This is a genomic window from Bradyrhizobium yuanmingense, assembly GCF_029167105.1.
GTDB lineage: Bacteria > Pseudomonadota > Alphaproteobacteria > Rhizobiales > Xanthobacteraceae > Bradyrhizobium > Bradyrhizobium yuanmingense_A.
Genome location: NZ_JARFML010000046.1, coordinates 23787 through 45130 on the forward strand (window position 1 = coordinate 23787; position 21344 = coordinate 45130).

Below are 21344 nucleotides of genomic sequence, written 5' to 3' on the forward strand. Positions count from 1 at the left end.
TGGGCCGCCTCGGGACCGTTCGATGGAATGCCTCTTGGCTGGCTTGGCATTCTTGGCTGGCCAAGCGCGGCCCATCGCAAACGATTGTGTCCTCCCGAAGCGCTTCTTCTCCGTGAGAAAGTTACCGATTCGCGAGCAATTCTGGCCGCTTAATTCGACCGGCGTCCTGACGAATTTCTGCGCCCGTTCGCGTCGACGCGCAGCTTTCCACGAGTGTACCCGGCCTCGTGACGTGCTCAGCAACTGATCGATTGGGTGAGCGCCGTTTAGGAAATGAAAACGCAACAGCGTCGGCGGGCTATCACCGTCAGTCGGTGCCCATTCGCCGCAGCTTAACGGTGTGTCACTCAGGAAAGCGAGATGTAGGCCAGTTGCTCCCGATCGCAAAAGCAGCATTTGGCAGCCGTCGATCGTTTAGAGTACCTGGACCCGCTCAACTGCGCGAACCTTGAACCTGTGAAAGCCCTTTGCGGATTGCGGCGGCACTTTGCGTGGCTGATTAGCCGGCTCAACTTGGCTGGTCGACGATATCATACCACCGCTACCAGCGTGACATCCTCGCTCGTTCCCGATGATTGGTTCTGACGATATCACTGACAGCGGGGTGAGGCGGAGAAACTCGGAGAGACCACGCCAAGATCATAGGTAGTATGGCCGACAAAGCGGACCCGTTCACCAGGCGGAAGTAGGTAAGGCTTCCGGGAAATCGGAGTTTTAGGAGGCGGTCAGGAACTGTTACCCCCAAAGCCAAATAGGGACATCGCAAGGCTCGGGCTCAACCGCCGATAGAGATCTATGCTGACACATTAAGAACGAGTCGACTAACGCATTGAAAACTCGCGCTCCTGCGCTGAAAGAACGAGTCAGCTTTGATTTTAGGAACGAGTCATTTGGCCGTGCCGGACTTTTAGTCCGAGTCGTTTTCTGTAAGTAGCTGATCTTGCTTAAGTTCACTGCGCGCTGGAGAAACCAATGCGGCTAAGCCACCGGTGGCTGCGACCGCAACACGCGGATGGCAACATCCCGACGGCGATGTTCTGGCCGTTCACGCAGCCGACGGCAGGTCTCGGCGCGCTGTACATTCTGCACATGGCCGAGCATGCCCTGCTCGTCGAAACACTCCTGAGCGAGATTGTCGGTTAAGTTGGGCAAGAAGGTCCCGTTACCGCTACGGGTTAGACTCCGCCCTTTCGGGGGTTCTGCAGAGGTGCGGGCGGTGGTGCCCAGGAAAGGATTGGGGCTCGATCCGTCAAACTGCAGCAAAAACAGTCACTTACCTCTGCGCCAAGTCCGACCCTTGTACCACTGGACTGTGCTCGTGTCGACCCTGCTCAAGTCCGCAAGCGGCACGCGTGGCAAGGGCGGCGAGACTACGCCTGGAAGAGCGGCTTGGGACAGTCTGGCATGGCTCGGCTCACTTCGGCCGAGCGCCCTTCGCGCCGGCCCCTTCAGGTTCTCGGCGATCCTTTTGGAAGCCTCGTCAAGGAAGTTGATCGAGACCCTGAGCGAACCCTCCGAGTTCTCAAGTTCCTCCGGCTCCGGCGCGGTTTTGGCCTCGGTGCCTGCAGGACGCGTCCCGGCCGAGTTCGTGCCGCCGGCGGGCTGAACGAAAACGTCGCTTCGCAGCACGCCGCGCTCCTCGACGACGCATTCGAAGCCTGGCGCTGCATCGATGTATTTCCGTCACCGGCGATGCGATCAGTATTCATTCCTGGCCAGCAGGAAAGGCAGGATTCCCGGCCTGGCCAACGCGTGCCGACGGCGTGTCGCACGACGACAATTGGCTAGCGTGACATCGGCCAGATCGAAGAAGCCGCCGTCGCGCAGCCTAGCAAGTCTGTGCCACCTGGATCGCGGCCGCGGCGGCCGCGTCGAAGGCACTCCAAGGCTGCGGCCGGCGATGGTGACGGCGCCGCATCGATCGATGCGACCGGCATCGACGAGCTCCTGAAGGGTCGGGTCGAGAGGCATTTCCGGTCGGAAGTCGGGTTCGGGCCACGCCTGCTTCGGCGAGCGCGTCCCCGGAAGGCCGTGGATGCGAATGTCGAAAATCTCCGAAGGTGTGGCGCCGAGGCCGGCATCGAGCACGAGGTCGAAGTTCGAACCCGCCGCGGCGTGCCCCGCCGCCAGTTGACCACTCCAACGAGTGCCAAGCCCGGCTCTTCGGTCGAACGTTTCGTGCCCTCGACGAATTTGCTTTCAATTATCGTTGTTCGGAAACGGCGCTCCTCCCCACACCGCTGCGCTGCAGGCCTTCTTGCGGCCGACCCAACCCGGCTTGGTCAGGACCTGAATGGCGAGATTGCCGAGCTCCGACGCATCCACGTCCTCAAGATACAGCGAGACCAGGCCGGCATCGGAGTACGGGAGAAGTCCGATCGTCCACAGCGCGGCCTGTCCGAGATTGCCGAGTCCCAATGACCAGAACGCCGCCGGCAGGTAGGCAAGGTCGATGTCGTCGTCGTACCCCGCCGACAATGCGGACAACCTGCTTCGCTTTCAGACATTTGGCTAGGCTACACCTCACCTAAGCGAGGAGTGGCAATTTTAGATTGAGCATCACGCATTTTGCGTGTATCTTGGTAGCCTTCATTTCGTACTAGCTGTCTTTCGAATGACGCAGGAATTGTTTGAGGATTGCAGTTACGTTTTTGAGCTGAGGTGATTGAAGAGTCCGGATAGCCAATCGTGTTCGAGTGAACGCCCTCGGTTTTAATTGATCCGGCATCATCATCCGGGTCGCGAGCGCCGGCTCGATCTATTGAGAAAGCGTAGGTGGTGAGCCGGCGAATTTCGCCGCGCGATACGCGGCGTCGTGCACAAATGAATCGCGAGACGATGAATGTTCGATTTTCAGCGCGCCAGAAACATATCTGAAACGGCATCGAATCAAGTCCACGATATCTTGCCCACGCTTGCGAATGAGATATCGGAATGCCGGTATTTGCCCGTTGCAAGACTTTGTATCGAAAGGAGGTGAATAAGATGGCAGAAGCGATCAAGAGTGCGATTGATATTCTTTCCGCCAAGTCCGTCACACAAGTGATGACAGAAGCCGTCACACGAGACGTGACAGCCTCGGCGACAAAGAGCGCGACACTGGCTTTGACATCCGTCTTGCAGACAGCGTCCGTGACACAGAGCGTTACAGCCAGCGTTACACAATCCATGACACAGGGCTTCACACAGGCGTTGACACAGGCGCTGACACAGGCGTTGGCCACAATGGCCAAGCTGCCTGAGCTGGCTCTGACACTCGCTACAGAGATGTCAAACACACTGGCGGGCATGTTGCCGACCCGCGTGTCCGAAGCCCTGACATCGGAAGCTGTGACAGCTGCGATTCGTCGCTAGTCATCTTAGCCGCGGCCGATCGATCAGCCGTTATCGACAGGCCAAGGCGCAACAGACGAGATCGATCCGAGTGCCGATGGATCGACTCAAGAACAAGTCGAACGGTGCATCACCGCGCCAAGGTTGCACCGTTATCGCTTAACAAAGGCGAGCTCCACCCAGTTGCGGAAGTCTCGCCGCGAAGATCAATGCTCTGGAACTATACGCCCATAGCTCAATGGAAACGAGACGAGGCAAGAACATTCGGGTCGCTTCAACAATTTTGGCCAGCTTTCGATGACTGGGCCCCACCCATGCTAGCTGGGTATCGAAGTCATCGTTGAGGGAACTCGCAGCTGGCGCGGCGCAATGCTGGAAGACTCGAAGCCTATTTCGAGCCAAGTCTCTAAGAGCCACGGTCTTGTAAACCGTAGATGCGGGTTCGAGTCCCGCTGGGCGTGCCAACATCGACGCAGTTCGCCACTGGCTGTGGAGTCGACGAGGATGTCTGTCCCGAGAGTAAAGTCGAGGACGCCATATGTAGAAGCGCCTCACCCGCTCGAGATTGCGGGCTGCCGGGCACTCGTTGGAGAGACTGTTACCCTCCACGGCTTTCTCGCGGATATTAGGCGATACCCGAAGGTCACCTTCCTGTCGCTCCGCGACCATACCGGCGCGATCCAGATCGTATGCAAGCGACACGATTTGCTGGAAGAAGTCCGCTCACTGACCCGCAACAGCGCGATTCGCGTCAACGGCATCATTAAGGCCGGGCGCGGCGAGGAGATCGAACTCGAGGCGCTAGGTATTGCGGTGCTTAACGTAGCCGAGCCATGCGCGCTCCGCGAAGCATCAGCTAGGTCTCCCGCAATGCGGTTCCTGACGATGCGTGAACCGCGTGAGCAACTTATTTGCGCGGTCCGAACCACGCTGCTCAATCTGCTGCGCGGGACGCTGCTAGAGCAGGGGTATCGCGAGATCCAAACACCGAAGATCACCGCCGCTGGATGCGAGTCCGGAGCGGCTGTGTTCAATCTCAGTTTTTTCGGAGAACCCGCCTGCCTCGTGCAGTCCCCTCAGTTCTACATGCAAATGGCGATGGCTGCCGGGTTTGGCCGCGTGTTCGAGATCGGTCCGGTCTTTCGCGCAGAGCCGTCGAAGACAAACCGGCACGCGGCCGAATTTTCCTGTCTCGACGTCGAACTGTCCTGGATCTCCTCGCATCACGACCTGATGGAGGTCGAGGAGAGCCTGCTTTGCCGACTACTGGAGGAACTCGCGCGCCTCCATGGTCAGGATATCGAGCGCCAGTTCGAAATACCGGTGGGACGCATCGATGCACCGATTCCGCGCATCTCGTTCGAAGAGGCGCTGTCGATAGCGCGCAATGGTTCACTCGCGCTCCGCACCGATCGACTGTCGCCTCAGGACGAGCAAATCATTTGCAAGAAGCTGAGCCAGCGCACCGGCTCCGACTTCGTGTTTATCACCGATTATCCGGCGGACGACCGGCCTTTCTACACGATGCGCGACGATGGCTCGAGCAAGGCGAGCCGCAGCTTCGATCTGCTCTGGCGCGGCGTGGAGATCACCTCGGGATGTCAGCGCGAGCATCGCTTCAGCAATCTAGCGACGCAAATCGAGGCTGCTGGCATCGACGAGGAAACGCGAGCCCGCTATCTGGCGCCGTTCTACCTGACGATGTTCCGGCACGGCTGCCCGCCACATGGCGGCTTTGGCCTGGGCATCGATCGTTTCCTGTTCATGCTCCTCGGCTGTTCCTCTATCGCCGATGTCTCGTTCGTCTTCCGCGGACCGGAGGGCTTGATGCCATGACGGCTCAAACTCCGCTCGCGAACAGGAGAGGTCCGATCCAAAGGGCACTGGCCGCGCACGTGGCGGCGCGCTTCGATTTCCCGTTGGCCGTCGGTGTTGCTGCGCGATCACCCCTTGGCTGCCGCGCGATCCGCATACAGCCTGTCGCCACCCCCCCTGAGCGGTCGAGACAATTGTGCCGCGAAATGCATGGCTGGCTGACCCAGCAGCACTGGATCGCCGGCGCGATTGCAGCGCCGACCTGTATCTATGTCCGACCGGACGATGAATGGTTGCTGAGCGCGTCAGTTCTACCGAGCGACGCCGACGCCTTCGCGGTCACCTCGTCTGCGGTGCACACCGTCCCTCCAGCATGGAGCGACGTCACGACGTTGCAGGATTGGCGCGTTCTGCATGTCGGCCGCGCGGTGCGACGCCTGGTCCCGCTCGACGTAGGCTCGAGCGGCAACTCTCCTTCCAGACCTCTCACCGTGGTGGCAGGCCGGCGCGACGACGCTGGGCTCATTGCGGTTGCACCTGTCGATGTCGAAAATGGCGCCATGAAGGCAAGCAACGCGGGCGTGGTCACGCCGGATGACGTGCTGCTTGCCATTCGATCCATCGCACGTCGCGCCGACGATGCGGCCGACCGCACGCTTGAGCGCGAGGCGGATCTCGCGCTCGCCTTCGTTGTTGGTCGCGTGCCGCGTCTGGATCACGTGCGTATCAGCCTGCAGCGCATTCAGAGCGACGTCGCGGCCTGCATGTCGATCGTAGGCGCCTTGACCGGACGGGCGGACGGGCCGCCAGGGATTCAAATCCACAAGAAGGCTGGCGGCGACGATCCTGCCGAACTCGCGATCGAACTCGACCTGTTCGGGATTGCTCTGCATCAAGCGGCCGAGCGGCTCGATCCTGCGCCCTTGCTTCGATATGCCCATGCGCTGTCGCGGCGCATGCTTGATTCCAGCCCGTTTCTCCGCCGCGACGTCGCTTCAGCGGCTCGCGCAACGCTGCATGCAGCCCTGAGCCATGCCGGTTGCCTCGAGGCCGATGCCTCCGCTCTTTCCGCAACATCCCAACCATGGAGCTAGATCATGTCGACCGAATTTGACGCTGCCTACACGTGGACCGCGGACGTGCTCGCTTCGCTGCGTCACTCGCTCAGTCGCGGCAAGTTCGACGAGATCCTTCCCGCCATCCTGTCCGACCGTTACGAACCCGGAGCGAGGCACAGCATCGCGGTCCTTGGCGACCGAACACGGCCGCAGGTGTCCAAGGGTCCTGACGGCGTCGTCGTCCGAGGCGCGGAGTTCTACTATCTCCCGGTTAGCCATTGCGTCGAGAAGCAGCTGTCGCTGGAATACCTTGATCGCGTGTACTGCGTGGCGCCTTGCGTTCGCCTGTTGATGGCCGGTGAGGACATTTCCCGCCGCCACCTTTACAGCTTCTTCCAGGTCGAGATCGAGTGGAAGACGGCTGATGCCGATGAGGTCTACACCGCCATCGAGACCCTGCTGCGGGATTTCTCCGCGGATCTGTTGGCACGACGCCGCGCCCGCGGCGAATTGCCGGAGGAAGCCGAGCGCCGGATCGCCCAGCTCGGCCGGGTGCCATATGAGCGACTGCCATTCGCCGCGGCGCGGCAGCGGGTCCAACATGTCGGAGGTGCAAGCAATCCCCATGCGGCCGGCGATCTCACCCATTCCGAGGAGACCGCATTGTCCAATGCGGCCGATGCACCGTTCTGGCTCACCGAGTATCCGGAGGGTGTTCGGGACTCATTGTATCTCCGGGCTCCGAACGGGCTGTTTGCCACCTACGACCTGATCCTGCCGCACGGATATGGTGAGGTCGCAACCGGTGGTCTGCGTCCGGACTCGGCGGACGCGATTCTCGCACAGGCGCGCACTCTCGGTGAGGAACCGCATCCGCATTACGCCGACTGGAAACGTCGCACTGCCATTCAGACCGGCGGCCTCGGCTTCGGCCTCGAACGCCTCGTTCGTTACTGCGCCGGGGCCGAAAGCATTCTCGATTTGCGGGTGGCGCACGACCAGGGGCCGAACGCCAAGATCGTCCCCCGGTTTGCAGCCGCTGCGGAGTAACGGCCATGGATATCGCGCGGGCGCTCGAAGTGGCGGATTTCGAACGAGCGGCGGAGGCATCAATGGCGCCGCAGTACTGGGCGTACCTGGCCGGCGGCGCGGGCAACGGTGGCGCGGTCCGCGCCAATAGCGATGCTTTCGGCCAGGTCAGCCTCGTGCCGCGCATCGCGATGGAGGATTGCTCCTCGCCGGCAACCAGCCGCAGGCTTTTCGGCCGCATCCTAACGATGCCCGTGTTGCTGGCGCCGACCAGTCCGCAACGCCTCTTTCATGAAGACGCCGAGCTCGCCTGCGCGCGCGCTGCCAGAGCCACAGGAACACTCATGGTTGTCAGCACCGACAGCCATTTCGGGATGGACCAGATTGCCGCGGCTGCCGGCGGCGCCTGGTGGCTCCAGCTTTACGCCTACCAATCGCGCGAACATGTCGAACGCCTCGTCAGGATGGCGGAGCAGCATGGTGCAGAAGCTCTCGTCGTCACCATGGATGCACATTTTGCCGCGCGCCGCTTCGGCACCGAACGCGCAGGATTCGTGACGCCGGCATTCGTCGACTTCAGCATCATGCGCAGCATCGGAGTCGAAGGCAAACCGGGCGCGGGCCATGCGAGGATAGCCCGATTGCCGCTGACCTGGAAGGACGTCGAGTGGCTGCGCGGCCTGACGCGGATCCCGGTCCTGCTCAAGGGCGTTCTGCATCCGGACGATGCACGGCGGGCCGTTGAAACCGGCGTTGACGGAATCGTCATCTCCAATCATGGAGGACGTCAGCTCGAGTCGGCGAGCGGGACGCTGAATGCCCTCGCCGACATCGCGCCTGCGGTACCCAGCCAGTTTCTGCTCCTACTCGACGGAGGCGTCCGCTGCGGAAGCGACGTAGTCAAGGCGCTTGCGCTAGGCGCGCGCGCCGTGTGCATCGGCCGCCCCTATCTCTGGGGCCTTCATCTGGCCGGCGAACAGGGTGTGGCAGCTGTGCTGGCGCTGCTTGCGGCCGAGCTCAGGGGCACCCTTCAACAGTTGAATCTGCCGGGTATTGACGCCATCGACGCGTCGATCGTGCGGCCCGCGTCTTCGCCGCACTTCTGGTCCGGCTACAGATCCATGGAGGTACATAGCTATGCGTAGTTCGGCCAGTTTGTTTCGAAAGCCCGCGTCGTCGCCCATCTATTTCACGCGAGGCGTGCCGCCTTCTGAGGCAATTCCTTCAGAGGAGCTCGGCGTCATCGCGCGCAGTCTCGTCGACCGGCCGACGCAGCAGCTCTTCCAGTACGCGCCTTCGGACGGATATCTCGGCGACCGCGTGTTGCGCACCGCCATCGGCGAGGCAAACCGGGTGAGCCCGGACGAGGTCTTCATTGGAAACGGCTCGCTCCAGGTGCTCGACCTGCTCGCCGCAATACTCGTCAAGCCCGAGCGTAGCACGGTCTTGGTCGAGCAACCGACCTATGACCGTTCAATACGCATCTTCGGCCGGCACGGCGCACGGGTCGTCGGCGTTCCCCTGCAGGGCGACGGCATCGACACTGCGATGTTGGCTGAGCAGATGAAGCGCCTTCGAGCGGCAGCGCTCTACCTGATCCCGGACTTCCAGAATCCGGCCGGAATCACCACGAGTCTTGCCAAACGTCGGCAGATCTTGGACTTGGCCGCCGAGTTCGACGTTCTCGTCATCGAGGACACGCCCTATCGCGAACTGCGCTTCGAAGGTGTTGCCCAGCCGCTCTTCAAGGATATTGCGGGACGCGCCCGTGTCGTCACAATCGGCTCCCTGAGCAAGACGCTGAGCCCCGGATTACGGATCGGCTACGCGATCGGCTCGGGGGCCCTCATGCGACAACTCGCCGAGCTGGCGACCGACACCTACCTGTCGCCTGCCCCGATCTGCCAGTCGATTGCAGCAGAGTGCTTCCGCGCCGGCTTGGTCGAACGGAATATCGTGCGGGTGCGCGACCTGATCCGGCCGAAATGGGCGGCGGCGATCGGCGGTGCCTCCGAGATCTTCGGCCGCGACTGCATGTGCCTGCCACAGGGTGGCTACTTCCTCGGCATTACCGTGAATTCCGATCTTTCGGAGCCCGCTTTCATCGCCAGTGCATCGACGGCCGGTGTGATCATGACACCAGGCTCCGCGTTCTTCCCATCCGAGGGGCAGCCGGGAAGCGGGACGCTGTTCCTGCGTCTGCCGTTTCACGCGCTCGACCCGGGCGATTTCAGATCCGGCATCGAGATCCTGCAGACCATCCTGGTAAACGGACGGCAGCGTTCGCGAGCCGCGGACTTGGAGGCTTCCAATGGCCAGTTCACTGGGTAGCGAAATCGAGTCTCGCACAGTAGGGGCGTTGGGCGGTCACTTGGCGGTTTACTGCGAGCCGCGCGCGAACGCAGCCTCGCTGCCCCTGCTGTTGCACCCATCGCTCCGCAACGAGGGTACGGCGCATGAAGCGTTCATGGAGGCGGATCCCGATCGCGATCCCAGGCGCTGGGAAAGCGGCGCCGCGGCCAGGTTGCAACGAATGCTTGGGCAATCGCAGATCGGAGAGATTGCAACCGCCTTGCAGCGCGATGATGTGATCCACCTGCGCGGGCTTCCGAGGGATCCGATATCGCCTCCGACACCTTATGAAGGCGATCCTGACATGTCGTTGCTGCGCCTGACGCTGGCGAATCTGGTCGGTGTGATGGCCGTGCTAGGTCTGCAGGCATTCTCCTACGATTGCGAGAACGACGGCCGCATCGTTCGTCACGTCTGCCCGCGTCTTGCCGCGACCGGAGAGGCAAGTTCGCAAGGTTGGGCAAAGGAACTGCTGTGGCATGCCGATGGCGCCTATCGCGCTATCGGCGACGAGCGCAACGCCGTCAGGTCGCCGGCGCCGCGGTGGCTGTGCTGGGCCGTCATCCATGATTCGCCGTCAATCCCGGTTACAATCGTAAGGCTGGTCGATGTTCTCGCGAGTCTCGATCCGGCGACAGTTGAGACGCTACTGCAGCCGCAGTTCGTGGTGGGCCCGCCCGATTCATTCCGCGATCGAACCGAGGCCCGCTCGGTGCCAATCCTGGTGCGGGACGGCAAAGGCGGCTTCTACTCCCGCTACAACCAGGCACTTTGTCGCGGGACAACGGCTGCCGCATGTGCATCACTGGAAGTCATGGCACGCGCGTTGGCCGACAGGAGGCTGGTCCACCACGTCCCGATCGAGACCGGCGATATCGTCATCCTGGACAACTGGCGGACTTTGCACATGCGTCCCGATTTCCAACCGCGCTGGGACGGCCGCGACCGCTGGCTCCTGCGCATCTACGGTGCCGAAGGCGGTACGTCTGCCGTTCGTGCGCGAGAGCATTTCCCATATTGTTGGAGGTAAAGCCATGCGTGCAGAAGCTCCCGTGAAGCTACGCCTAGCATCGGTTTCAAGACTTCAGGTCACCACTCCCCAGGAATGCCCCGGCGAAAGTGCGATCCCGGCCATCAACATCCGTCTATTCGGCACCTTCAGCCTGGGCGTCGGCGGCGACCGCGTCGACATCTCGGCGCGGCTGGCGGCGATCCTGGCGTATCTGGCGCGCCGGTCGGGCAGCGAGATTCCGCGTGATCGCCTCGCGGGACTATATTGGGGACGCATGCCCGGCGAGCAGGCGCGACGCAACGTTCGCGTAGCACTGTTCCGGATCAACCAGTTGCTGCATTCCGCACACCCGGCCGTGCCTGCGCGACTGATTCAATCCTTCGGCAATTTCGTCAGCCTGCCCCGACATTCCTTTCTGCATATCGATGCCAACGAATTTGAAACCGTCTTCGACGATTGCTGTTCGCGCCCGGAGATATCCGCCGCCGACTTGCTGAGAGTGCAGCGAGCTGTCGAGCTCTACAGGGAAGATCTATTGCCCGACCTCGGCGAAAGCTGGATTATTGAGGAGCGGGAAAGCCTGCGCTCGAAATATCTGTCGGCGCTGAAGTTCCTCATCCTCGCCTGCCTCACCGAGAACGACCACAGGAGCGCCCTCTATTGGTGCGAGCGCGCGATGAAGGTTGACATTGGCGATGAGGAGACTGCGGCGCTTGCTATGAAGATCGCTTCGCAAATGGGCAACCGATCGCACGCCGTAAAGACTTTCCGCGCGCTCGCACTGGTGCTGCGCCGTGAATTTGGCATTGCACCCTCTACCGAAATGGTCGACCTGCTGCGGGGGCTCACATCGGATCCGCCGAATCCTGTCAGCTTCGAGATTGACGTCGGCGCGATAAAGCGCAGCTTCTTCGGGTACGCCAAGCGCCCGGTACGGTGAGATGTCGGGTCCAATAGATGCCGCTGAAGCGGAGTTCAATGCAATGCCGGTGCCTGCCGCCCATCGCCGCGGGGCATGAGCTCCTTACTTCGCTCGCTTTCACAAATCGATCGGTGCGATTCGCAGTGCTCCAATCGGTATCCCCTTTGCGCGATATGAGGTCTGCTTCGTGGTGCCCGGGAAAGGTTGGGACTCTATCCGTCAAATCAAAGCAAAAACAATTACTTACAGCTGCGCCTGCTCCTATGCTTGTACTGGATTCTTCTCGTGTCGACCTTGCTCTGATCGCCAGCCCTTACGCACGCAATGGCGGCGGAATACGCGCAGTGTCAGGGCTCGTTCGGGAACGTGCCGTGGAGCACCGCATCGATGGCCGCTGCCGTCAAGACCTGTCCCTCCTGCCGATCCCATCTGGTCTACCTGATCGAAGACTCCTCGACGGAGCCGACTGCTTTGGAAGCGAGATGCAGGCAGTGCGGCGCGGAAATCGCTGCCGGCCGCCTCTTCGAGGCGTCGCTCAACGACTACTTCGGCGCCGATCTCTACGCAGCGGCTGCCGATGGCGACGTCCCGCCCTTGGGGGCATGCCGCGCGTGCGGGTTCGGGACATACGTCATGACGGAGGACGAGAACGCGTGCTCGTTCTGCGAGGACGGCCTGACGGAGTGCGAGATGTGCTCAGAGCCTCTGACGCCGTTCAACGTCTCCCCCGACAGCGACCGGATGTGCGACTACTGCGCGCACGTTCTTTCGAAGGATTGATGTGGCCGCAGGCCCGAAAGAGTACGGCCAGCCGAATTCCGTCGTCTCGCCCCCGTTTCGCCGGCTTTTTCGGGCAGCTCCGAGCGTGCGGTCGGTAGACGACCGGCCGTGTTCACGCTCCCGGTCCGACATGAACGCGCCTCAACGGCCCAAGCGCCGCCACCACCACGTCTGGCAGAACTATCTCCGTCCCTGGACCACGGGCGGGGGCTTGTTCTGTCTGCAGGACGGTCGCGTCTTTCCGAGCGGAACGCGCGTCCTTGCCGTGCAGACCGACTTCTACAAGCTGCAGCGGCTCAAGCCTCACGATCTGGCGCTTCTTAAGATGCTCTTTGGACAAGGACGGCCATCGGCGGTCCGGACACACGGCAGTCTGGTCGGCATGCTGGTCGCGCCGTTCGAACTGGCGGAACGGTTTCGGGGAAGCCCGAACTGGCCGAAGATCGAAGCGCAACTCGACGACCTTGCGTCGAACGTGCTCGAGGACTATCACGCGAGCATCGAGTCCTCGTTCGCGCCGGCGCTGGAACGGGCGCTCGCCGGCGACCTCGGCTTCTACACCGACGACGCGCAGTGCATCACGTTCCTCAATTTCCTCTGCACGCAGTATATGCGAACGCGCGGCATCAAGGAGCGCGTCCTGGAATTGAGTCCTCTCCTCGAACGCGTCTGGAACATCGTGATCCACATCACCGCGACGAACATCGGCGCAAGCCTGTACGTCGAGCGCAAGAGGCGGAAGCTCGTCCTCGTCGAGAACCGCTCAGAGGTGCCGTTCATCACCAGCGACCAACCGGCCGTCAATCTGAAGGGCACGCGTCCCGTTCCGACGGACAGGCTGTCGATCTACTATCCGATCTCGCCGACGGCGGCGCTGCTGATTGCGGACGTGGACGAGGACCCGCTCTTTCCGGCCACCGGTCTCACCGGCGAGCAGGCGAGGGCGCTCAACCTGATGGTCGTGCGCGCCGCACACAAGCAGATCTTCGCGCGGTCGGCCGCGTGTCTCGAACCGTACGTCCGCGGCTAGGCCAACCTTCTGACGGTCGGAGTATTGCAGCAATCTGCGATGTCGGGAGGACCGGCCCCCTCATCGCCTCGGTAGGCCACGACCTGATTTTTCCAAGAACGCGGCATCGTTGAAGATCGAAGTTCCCTTACCGATCGCCTCAAGGAAGGCAGCAAAGAGTTCCGAGACCGCATTCCTGATTCCCGCGTCCGAAGAAAGCCAGTCGTCGGGCGGCTCCTCGAACAGCACCGGCTCCGTTGAAGTCAACCTGAATCCTTTGCTCAACGGTTTCCGGCCGAGTAGGCTGCGGCATCTGCCGGCCGGTCGGTCATCGTATTCCCGCACGTCGATCCCCGCGAAGAATCCAACCCGACCTTTCTTGTCCGAGTGGGTGCGCCAATAAACATGAAACGTCATTACCCACGTACGTTTGTCGCCGTCGTTGCGGCTCCGGAGAACTTCGATGGCATCGGTAAGGCCGACGGCAAATCGCGCGAAACGTTGCGTTCCCGAAGCGGCCGCCGCTGCAACTTGAAACGTGGTCTTGCCCGGTTCGCCACGATTGCGAACCAAGTCCTGCAGTTGATCCCTAATCGTGTCTACCAGCACGCGGCGAGCATTTGCGTGCGCCACTTCCCATTCGTCGTTTGCCGCCCGCAGCGCGGCGTTCCGGGCGTCTTGCTCGGCTTCGGTCTTCATGAGCCTTTCGGAAGCCTCGTCTGCCTCCGGATGCGTGCCCGCTCCATCCATCCCTGCGAGTATCGAGTCGAGATGTTCGATGACTTCGGCCATCGTCTGGATCCGCGTCTTGGGGTCGCGCCGAATCATTCGGGAGAGCAGAGCGTTCAGGCGGCCGAGACCATCCCCCTGCAAAACTTCGCGATAAGGTGATTCATTTAGCTGCTCCCTGGGCAGGATTGTCCCGCCGGACAGCATGAAGAATATGACCTTACCCAGCGAATAGACGTCCGCCTCCGGACCAACGTCGAGCCGGCCGCCACCTTCGAGCTCTGGAGCCATGAACATTGCCGGACCCGCTCTTTCGCCGTCCTCTGTCTGGCGAGGCCGGTCGTCGTCGATCAGGCATATGCCGAAGTCGGAGACCCAGACGTCGTCGGTGTCCTTTTTCGGAAACAGCACGTTGCCCGGTTTGACGTCGCGGTGGATGATCCGCGGCGTATGCGTGTGAGCCGCAGCGAGTCCAGCCGCGATCCGCAGTGCCACGCCAAGCGTGCGTCTCACATCGCCCTTGAAGCGCGCCGCGTCGTCCAGGCTTCCGCCCTCGGCAAGGGGCATGACCAGATACCTGCGGTCCTTCTTGCCGACCGGATCATGCAAGGCCGACTTGTCGATCAAGGGCACGACGTTCGGGTGCTTGAGCGCGGCGACGGCCTCGACTTCGTTCCTGAAGCGATCGATCCGATCCCCGTTCTTGAGGCGCTTGAGGGCGAAAATGCCCTGCTCGACTCCGGTCCGATCCCTTACGCGGTAGACGTGCGCTTGGCCGCCCTCGGAGATACCCTCGACTATCTCCCATTTCTCGTATTCGTCTTTCGCCATGTGCAATCTCCACCTCTCGCCGGCTTCGCAAGCGATCTAATGTCTCGAGGGGCACCGCGCTATAGGACCGACGAAACGATGTGCCGCAGCGAGCCCGGCCATAAAGGCGAGATGGGGCGCCAACGTGCGCGAGCACCCGCGGAATGGCCCTGCGCCACAGGCGTCGCAGCTCAGCGGGATCAGCCCGGTCACGACCGGGACATCTGACGTCGGCGGAATCGCCTGACCGAGCAGTTTCCCATGACTTGGCGTGACTCTAATCCTGGATTTTGCAGCGGAACGCTGTGTATCCCTCGCTTTCTCCGACGAGGCGGTGTCGGCTTAAGCCCGTAGCGACGGGAGGCGCGGCGCTGCGTCAATAGAGCGAGCCGGTGCGAGGACGAATGATCGCGACATCCGCATTGCTCTGCAGACGGCAAGAAGCGCAGGTAGATAGCCCGCTGCTGGCCGCCGAACGGGTCGCTTCAGGTCGTTGCCAAGGCGTCAAGGAAGGTTCCGCCCCGGCGACGTAGTGTCCTGCACAGGGCTGCAGGAACCCCCGAAGGCCCTGTCGAAGTGGCGCGCAGGACAAGCGCGCTGCGGCCCCATCGGCCGAACCTTCGACAGCGGCGAACGGCCGGTGGAATGGACTCCGATTGCGATTGACACTTTCCGATAGTGGTGGACCGATATCACTGCCTCAGAGGCGAGTCGTGATCGGGGCAGATTTTCATTCTTTTCAGCTTCGAGCGCCGCTCCTTGCACGACCTTTTTGCCCAGAAAGTCGACCTCGACCTACCGCGCCAGATTGGCTGGTCGGCGTCTCGGCTTGCCAACCCCATCTTCTGCCTGCGCAGTCCGGCGCACCGTCTGCCGGCAAGCGTGCTCGAGTTCGAACACAATGGCGTCCGGGGATTCAAGGCCGTCACGCAGGACGGGGTAAGCATCGCTATCGTCGCGGAAAAGACTTCGTCAGCTTTGGGCTGCGACTGCGTCCTGCACGTGCCGGCGGCGGGCACCTTGCCGGAAATCACGGACGGTTTGGCCGCCAAGAAGGGCGAATGGCTGCACCCGAAAGTGCGACGGGCAACGGACGATCCGCTCGCGGATGCTTCGCTATTGCCCAAGGAGATCGTCGAGACCTGGCGCAACCAGATTGTCCTCAAGGCCGAAGATCCGGAAGCCGGCTTACCCGGCCTGCGTTCGCCGCAGATCGGGGCTGTCTATGCTACGCTCGCGCACTGGAGCACGTCCGAGAAGCCGGCGACCGTCGTCATGCCAACCGGCACCGGCAAGACCGAGACGATGCTGGCGCTGCTCGTCGCGGCCCGACTTGAGTCGTCTTTTGGTCGTCGTGCCCAACGACAACCTGAGAAGCCAGGTATCCTCCAAGTTCATGGAACTTGGAGTGCTGCGCACCTGCGGTTGCCTCGGCTCCCGGGCACGGCTCCCGGGCACGGCTGCCGGCCGTCGCGGTCCTGCGCCACCGTCCGAAGACGGTCGAAGAAGTCGATGACGTCTTCCACCGCGCGAACGTCATCATCTCGACGATGCAGATCGTCGGTGGATGCTCACCAGAAGTCCAGGAGCGGATGGCCGAGAACGTCGCTGCACTTTTCGTCGATGAAGCACACCACATCGGCGCGCGCACGTGGAATTCCTTCAAGGAACAGTTTGTCGGGCGGCGGCGCGTCGTCCAGTTCACCGCCACGCCATTCCGGAACGATGGGCGCCGGGTGGACGGAAAATTCATCTACGTCTATCCCCTGAAGAAGGCCCAGGAGGAGCTATACTTCAAGAGGATCGATTTCGTCCCCGTCAACGGCCTCGATCAGAATGACACGGACCGGCTGATCGTAGCCGGCGTAAAGGGAGCCTTGGATCGCGACATCGCTGCTGGTTTCGACCACAGAGCCATGGCCCGCGCCGAAACGGTATCCCGGGCGGTTGCCCTGCATAGCGCCTATCGGACCGCTATGCCTGGCTACGATCCCGTCCTGGTTCACAGCGGCCTTGCGCGCGCCGACCGCCGCGACGCGCTCAATAGGCTCAGGTCGGGAAAAAGCCGAATCGTAGTCTGCGTCGACATGCTCGGCGAAGGATACGATCTCGGAACTGAAGATCGCGGGCCTCCACGACAAACAGAAGAGCGAAGCCGTGACCCTTCAGTTCGTCGGACGCTTCACGCGTACTCGGAATGACCTCGGCGACGCGACTGTGATCGCGAACATCGCTCACGACAACGTGGCTGAAGCGTTGCAGGACCTTTACGCCGAGGACGCTGACTGGAACGCCCTACTCAGTCTTGTCGGCGCAAAGCTGACGGAGCGCGAGGAACGTTGGGAAGCCATATTCCAGGGCTTTTCCGAAGAATTCGAAGGCTTTCCTGTCAGCACCCTGTTTCCACGAATGAGCACGGTTGTTTACCGCACGGCGTGCGCCGCTTGGCGTCCCATGTCGGTCGCCGACGCAGTCGCCAAATCCTCGTCGATCATCGACGGCCCGGTCGTGAACGACGAAGCGCGCCTGGTGTTGTTCGTCACGCGGGACGACGAGCGGCTACGCTGGACCACGTTGAAGGAGCCTCAGAACGTCTCCTTCAATCTCTATCTGGCCCACTGGGACGACGAAGCCGGACTGCTCTACATCAACAGTTCGAAGATGTCGGACCTGCATCTCAACGTCGCCAGGGCGCTGTGCGGCGAGGACGTCGTCCGGCTATCGGGCGATTCGGTCTTCCGAGTCCTCGACGGGTACCGCCGCATGGTGCTCATGAACCTAGGCCTTAGCGAGACGCAGCGGCGTCCGGTGCGCTATTCCCAGTTCATGGGTTCGGATATCGCCGAGCAGCTCGATACGCTGCCGGGCAACAGGAACAGGACCAAGACCAACCTGTTCGGCCAAGGGTACACCGACGAGGGCCGCTCCACAATCGGCTGCTCCGTCAAGGGCAAGTTCTGGTCATACGAGACTACCAACAACTTCAGCGAATGGATCGATTGGTCGCGGAACGTCGGTCGGAAGCTGCTCGACTATACGATCACGACCGACGGAATCCTACGCAACCTCGTCCGCCCGAGGAAGCAGACCACCCGCCCGGCGAAGCCCGCCATAGCTTGGCCGGACGCTCTTCTGCTTATGCCGGAGGAGCGCATCGACATTGTCTTCGGCGATCGCGTCGAGGCCTTCTACGATTGCGAAGTGGATCTCAAGGATCACCGAATCGATGGACCAATCTGTTTTCGCGTGATGTCCGCGGAAATCGGCGCCGACTTCGAACTGACCATCGCGCCTAAGGGCGCCGTATTCGCCCAGACGACCGGCGAGCCGGTGCAGATCACGGTCGGCAAAAGGACCCGAACCCTGACCGAATACTTCCATGAGGAGCCGCCGCACATCTACTTCGCGGACGGCGACATGCTTCTGCTAGACGAACTCTTCATGCTGCCGCGCGACGAGGAGCGGTCGTCATTCGATCCGAACAGGATCGAGACACCCGACTGGCACGGTGTCGATATCACGAAGGAGTCGCAGCGTGACGAAAAGCGACCGGACTCCATCCAGCGCCGAGTCATCGAAGGCCTGCTGGCCGAAGGGGATCGCTACGATGTGATCGTCGACGACGATGGCACCGGCGAGTCCGCCGACGTCGTTGCGATGCGGGTGGCCGGATCCAAATTGGTAGTGGAACTCTATCATTGCAAATATTCGGTCGATCCCAAGGCCGGAGCCCGACTGGACGACCTTTACGAAGTCTGCGGCCAGACGCAGAAATCGATCCGCTGGCGCGAGAGGCCAGACATCTTCCTCAATCACCTGCTCAAGCGGGAAGGCGACCGCAGAAAGGCCGGCCGTCCCACTCGATTCGAAAAGGGCGCCCGTGCGAACGTCATCGGTTGGCTGAACCGCTGGCAGAAGCTTCACTACAAATTCCACGCTGTGATAGTACAGCCGGGATTTTCCAAGGCGAAGGCCGAGCAGAGCCATCTCGAGTTGTTCGCCGCGACGCAATCGCTCCTCATGGATACGTGGGGAATGACGCTTCGTATTCTGGCCAGTCCTTGAACATCGTCCCCATCCGGCATTCTCGATCTCACTCGGGCAAGCCGAACAGCCCAAGAGCAGTCGCCCGATGCTTGGCGTCGGCCACCGTAAGGTGCTGGCAGGTGCCGCTGGTCGCGTCGATCCATATGATCAGGTCGACTTTGCGCGCTGCCTCGCTGACCTGACCCTGCATCTTCCTACCCAGCATGAACAGCCGTTCTTCGTTGGAGACTGGAAGACCAGCAATGGTCGCGATAAGATCCCTTCTTTCGATCTCTGGCGAGTGGCTGACGAAGACGATCACGTTCGGCTTGTCGTGGTTTGGGTTCTCAGCGTCGAGCTGTTCGACGGCGCCTCGCACGTTCTGACCTAACTTGCGGTAGAACGGTAGGTTCTTCCGGACGACCATGGCCCCCTCCGGCGGATCTTGCAGCTCAGCCGGATCGAACAGCGATTTGACCTCGCAATAGCCGACCAGCTCACCGTCCTTCATCAGCTTAAAGTCGGGGGTCTTACCACGATTGAGCGCGGCCTTGTCATAAGGCTCTAGCACGATGCCGTTCACGTTGCAGATCAAGTTGCGAAGCAATCGGACGTCCGCTGCTTCGTCCGGCGCCGGCGCGCCGGCGATCACCCGCGGCGCCGCGGGATCATGAGTAATCTTCACCAGATGCCGAACCTTGTGAATCATCCCGCGCGTCGCCGAAGTGTCGGGCAACCACGCCACCCGGCCGATCTTGTTGAGCTTGAGCCCAACCAGCGTCTGCCGTTGATCGGCTCGGCGCCGAATCGGGCTGCCTATCTGCTCAATCTCGACGTATCGCATCAGGGGTTGCTCCTCGTTGCGCCGCCGAGGTTATCAAATCCGGATCCCTAAGTATGCGAGATCTCATGACAGAACGGTTACGTCGACTAACGCCCGAGACGCTCCGCGATGCCCAACACGACCACCATTAAAGTGCAGCCGAAGGACACAACCCCGCTCCACCCTGCCGAGTAGGCAAAGGTGGACACGGTGGCTCATGCCGTGAATGAATCATCTAAGGCTTTGCGGAAGTACGATCGAAGTCGAGCGAAGAATATAAGGAAGCCGAGTTGCCGCCTAGGAGATAGCAAATCGGGCCAAGGGTCGGAAGAACTGCCTGGATCTAGTTATAGCGTCTACTTCAATGTCTATGACGACGGCGAAGACGTTTCGATCGATCCTTGGGGACCGATCATTTCTCGACTAATCAACGAGCTCAGCTAGACGATCCAGGTCCAGTTGAGAGATCTGCCCCGGAGTTGTAACGGCGTCGAACCGTGAGCGAGTTTCCAATGCCCATTCGTACTGGGCGTTGTAGAGCGCCTCAAAAGTGGGAGTGGAGCCCGTGCTCATCATCGCGTCGATGATTTCAAGAGCGCGCGATACTGATATTGTCGAGATCGCTTGATTCCACTGCTGCTGATCACCCAAGAGAGCTGAAATCTCATTTCGACCGCGCTGCGTCATCGTGTTGAGGACTCGATTCGCCAATGTCCTTGCACAGAGCTCGGCGGCGTGCGGAGATGAAATCAGTTGAACTTCTGCATCAAGGGTTGTTTTTTGAGTGAATGCGACGCCACGTCGGCGATAACTTTCCGTCACCGGTTTCGAGTTCTTCTACCCCGAATACTAAAGATCGACATGCTGCCTCTCGTCCAAGTATCGACCTTGGCCCCGGAAGGTAGCGCGCCACAGCCTCGATTTCCGGATCGGAACTACCGATTTCAAACACGAGGCGCTCATCAAACGGCTCGCCTTCGTCGACTACGAACCAGACCGGATAGCCCCCTCTTAGGTAAACTGCTCCATCGCAAAACAGCGTTCGATCCGCCAGCGCCTGGGCGGCCCGCCATCGTTCCGCTTTCCGCGGGGCATCGACTTTGCGCGGCAGCAGGTGGCGCGAGAGCTCATCAAAGTCGCGGCGGGGCGAATGCACCGTAGCTGGCGACAAGTTCATCATCGTGAGGAAGATCCCAGAGCTATTTTGGGCACCATCCACGTAGTCTATAACTCTGACCGGTTTGCCACTATTGAGCAGCGGCCACCAAACCTCGCCGTTAAAGGACAAGACCGAATATTCTGATGCCTCGCCCATCGACTGGACACGGCAGAGTGTGCAAACTTCATGCGCCCCCGCCTGTCGAAACGCAATGCTTGCTTTTTCCCAGAAAACTCCGTGCTCAGGCTTGCGGTGTTTCCGTCTTACGAATTCGACGACATAAGGCAGCGTCACGCCTACCAAAGTATAATTCGTCACTGACACTCAGATCTCGACGCTACGTTGCCGGTCGGTACTCGAATGCGCGACTTCGCCTAGCAACGCGACAGCGTTCCCACATTCCGACCGACCGATCACGTCGTAACATTCTCGGGCTTCGGAATGGCTTCAGATGAGATTACAATTTGAATGATCCTGTGTTTCAGAA

General features: G+C 61.2%; 19 protein-coding genes and 2 pseudogenes. 14 read left to right on the forward strand and 7 right to left on the reverse strand.

Features of this window, described 5'->3' with window-relative positions; all coding sequences use genetic code 11:
• The first annotated feature begins 972 nt into the window (after positions 1-972).
• The gene (locus tag P0R31_RS36250; protein ID WP_275519650.1) at positions 973-1143 is read left to right on the forward strand and encodes a hypothetical protein; all 171 of its coding nucleotides are present in this window, start codon (positions 973-975) and stop codon (positions 1141-1143) included.
• Positions 1144-1698: 555 nt separating this feature from the next.
• On the opposite strand, the gene P0R31_RS36255 is transcribed toward P0R31_RS36250, so the two are convergent.
• The 3 genes from P0R31_RS36255 to P0R31_RS36265 all read right to left on the reverse strand — a co-directional run bounded on the left by P0R31_RS36255 (position 1699) and on the right by P0R31_RS36265 (position 2885).
• Positions 1699-2088 (reverse strand): hypothetical protein, encoded by a 390-nt coding sequence (locus tag P0R31_RS36255; protein WP_275519652.1) that lies wholly within the window; start codon positions 2086-2088, stop codon positions 1699-1701.
• A gap of 111 nt (positions 2089-2199) precedes the next feature.
• Positions 2200-2487, reverse strand: a complete 288-nt coding sequence (locus tag P0R31_RS36260) for a hypothetical protein (protein ID WP_275519654.1) — start codon at positions 2485-2487, stop codon at positions 2200-2202.
• Positions 2488-2516: 29 nt separating this feature from the next.
• The gene (locus P0R31_RS36265; RefSeq protein WP_275519656.1) at positions 2517-2885 is read right to left on the reverse strand and encodes a hypothetical protein; all 369 of its coding nucleotides are present in this window, start codon (positions 2883-2885) and stop codon (positions 2517-2519) included.
• A 49-nt stretch (positions 2886-2934) separates the two neighbouring features.
• Here P0R31_RS36265 and P0R31_RS36270 point away from each other — a divergent pair, with 49 nt between their 5' ends.
• The 10 genes from P0R31_RS36270 (at position 2935) to P0R31_RS36315 (ending at position 13331) form a co-directional block, all read left to right on the forward strand.
• Positions 2935-3354: a hypothetical protein gene (locus P0R31_RS36270; RefSeq protein ID WP_275519658.1), complete on the forward strand. Its 420-nt coding sequence runs from the start codon at positions 2935-2937 to the stop codon at positions 3352-3354.
• 483 nt (positions 3355-3837) lie between these two features.
• Complete coding sequence (gene aspS, locus P0R31_RS36275; RefSeq protein WP_275519660.1) at positions 3838-5169, forward strand: aspartate--tRNA(Asn) ligase; 1332 nt, start codon at positions 3838-3840, stop codon at positions 5167-5169.
• Positions 5166-6242, forward strand: coding sequence for a hypothetical protein (locus tag P0R31_RS36280; RefSeq protein WP_275519662.1), 1077 nt, complete (start codon positions 5166-5168; stop codon positions 6240-6242). Before aspS ends, P0R31_RS36280 begins: the two co-directional genes overlap by 4 nt.
• Before the next feature lie 3 nt (positions 6243-6245).
• Positions 6246-7256 carry an amino acid--tRNA ligase-related protein gene (locus P0R31_RS36285; RefSeq protein ID WP_275519664.1) on the forward strand — a complete coding sequence of 337 codons (1011 nt, stop codon included), beginning with the start codon at positions 6246-6248 and terminating at the stop codon, positions 7254-7256.
• A gap of 5 nt (positions 7257-7261) precedes the next feature.
• A complete protein-coding gene (locus P0R31_RS36290) occupies positions 7262-8380 on the forward strand; it encodes an alpha-hydroxy acid oxidase (RefSeq protein WP_275519666.1) in 1119 nt (372 codons plus the stop codon).
• Entirely contained in the window at positions 8373-9566 is a 1194-nt protein-coding gene (locus P0R31_RS36295) for a PLP-dependent aminotransferase family protein (RefSeq protein WP_275519668.1), read from the forward strand. The genes P0R31_RS36290 and P0R31_RS36295 overlap by 8 nt, the downstream gene beginning before the upstream one ends.
• Entirely contained in the window at positions 9547-10617 is a 1071-nt protein-coding gene (locus P0R31_RS36300) for a TauD/TfdA family dioxygenase (protein WP_275519670.1), read from the forward strand. Before P0R31_RS36295 ends, P0R31_RS36300 begins: the two co-directional genes overlap by 20 nt.
• A 4-nt stretch (positions 10618-10621) precedes the next feature.
• The gene (locus tag P0R31_RS36305; RefSeq protein WP_275519672.1) at positions 10622-11539 is read left to right on the forward strand and encodes an AfsR/SARP family transcriptional regulator; all 918 of its coding nucleotides are present in this window, start codon (positions 10622-10624) and stop codon (positions 11537-11539) included.
• Positions 11540-11908: 369 nt separating this feature from the next.
• Positions 11909-12301, forward strand: coding sequence for a hypothetical protein (locus P0R31_RS36310; RefSeq protein WP_275519674.1), 393 nt, complete (start codon positions 11909-11911; stop codon positions 12299-12301).
• Positions 12302-12431: 130 nt separating this feature from the next.
• On the forward strand, positions 12432-13331 hold the full coding sequence (locus P0R31_RS36315; protein WP_275519676.1) for a DUF4238 domain-containing protein: 900 nt from the start codon (positions 12432-12434) through the stop codon (positions 13329-13331).
• 60 nt (positions 13332-13391) lie between these two features.
• On the opposite strand, the gene P0R31_RS36320 is transcribed toward P0R31_RS36315, so the two are convergent.
• The gene (locus tag P0R31_RS36320) at positions 13392-14870 is read right to left on the reverse strand and encodes a serine/threonine-protein kinase (RefSeq protein ID WP_275519678.1); all 1479 of its coding nucleotides are present in this window, start codon (positions 14868-14870) and stop codon (positions 13392-13394) included.
• 1056 nt (positions 14871-15926) lie between these two features.
• On the opposite strand from P0R31_RS36320, the pseudogene P0R31_RS41180 reads away from it, so the two are divergent.
• From P0R31_RS41180 to P0R31_RS36330, 3 genes and pseudogenes are all read left to right on the forward strand, one after another.
• Positions 15927-16163 (forward strand): annotated as a pseudogene (locus tag P0R31_RS41180) (DEAD/DEAH box helicase family protein); the annotation flags it as partial.
• Positions 16164-16252: 89 nt separating this feature from the next.
• Positions 16253-17050 (forward strand): DEAD/DEAH box helicase, encoded by a 798-nt coding sequence (locus P0R31_RS36325; protein ID WP_275519680.1) that lies wholly within the window; start codon positions 16253-16255, stop codon positions 17048-17050.
• Entirely contained in the window at positions 17007-18914 is a 1908-nt protein-coding gene (locus P0R31_RS36330; protein WP_275519682.1) for a hypothetical protein, read from the forward strand. The genes P0R31_RS36325 and P0R31_RS36330 overlap by 44 nt, the downstream gene beginning before the upstream one ends.
• Positions 18915-19542: 628 nt before the next feature.
• On the opposite strand, the pseudogene rpmD reads toward P0R31_RS36330, so the two are convergent.
• The 3 genes and pseudogenes from rpmD to P0R31_RS36345 form a co-directional block, all read right to left on the reverse strand.
• Positions 19543-19719, reverse strand: a pseudogene (gene rpmD, locus P0R31_RS36335) (50S ribosomal protein L30); the annotation flags it as partial.
• Between the two features lie 402 nt (positions 19720-20121).
• On the reverse strand, positions 20122-20385 hold the full coding sequence (locus tag P0R31_RS36340) for a hypothetical protein (protein ID WP_275519684.1): 264 nt from the start codon (positions 20383-20385) through the stop codon (positions 20122-20124).
• Between the two features lie 79 nt (positions 20386-20464).
• Complete coding sequence (locus P0R31_RS36345; RefSeq protein ID WP_275519686.1) at positions 20465-21181, reverse strand: hypothetical protein; 717 nt, start codon at positions 21179-21181, stop codon at positions 20465-20467.
• Positions 21182-21344 lie beyond the last annotated feature (163 nt).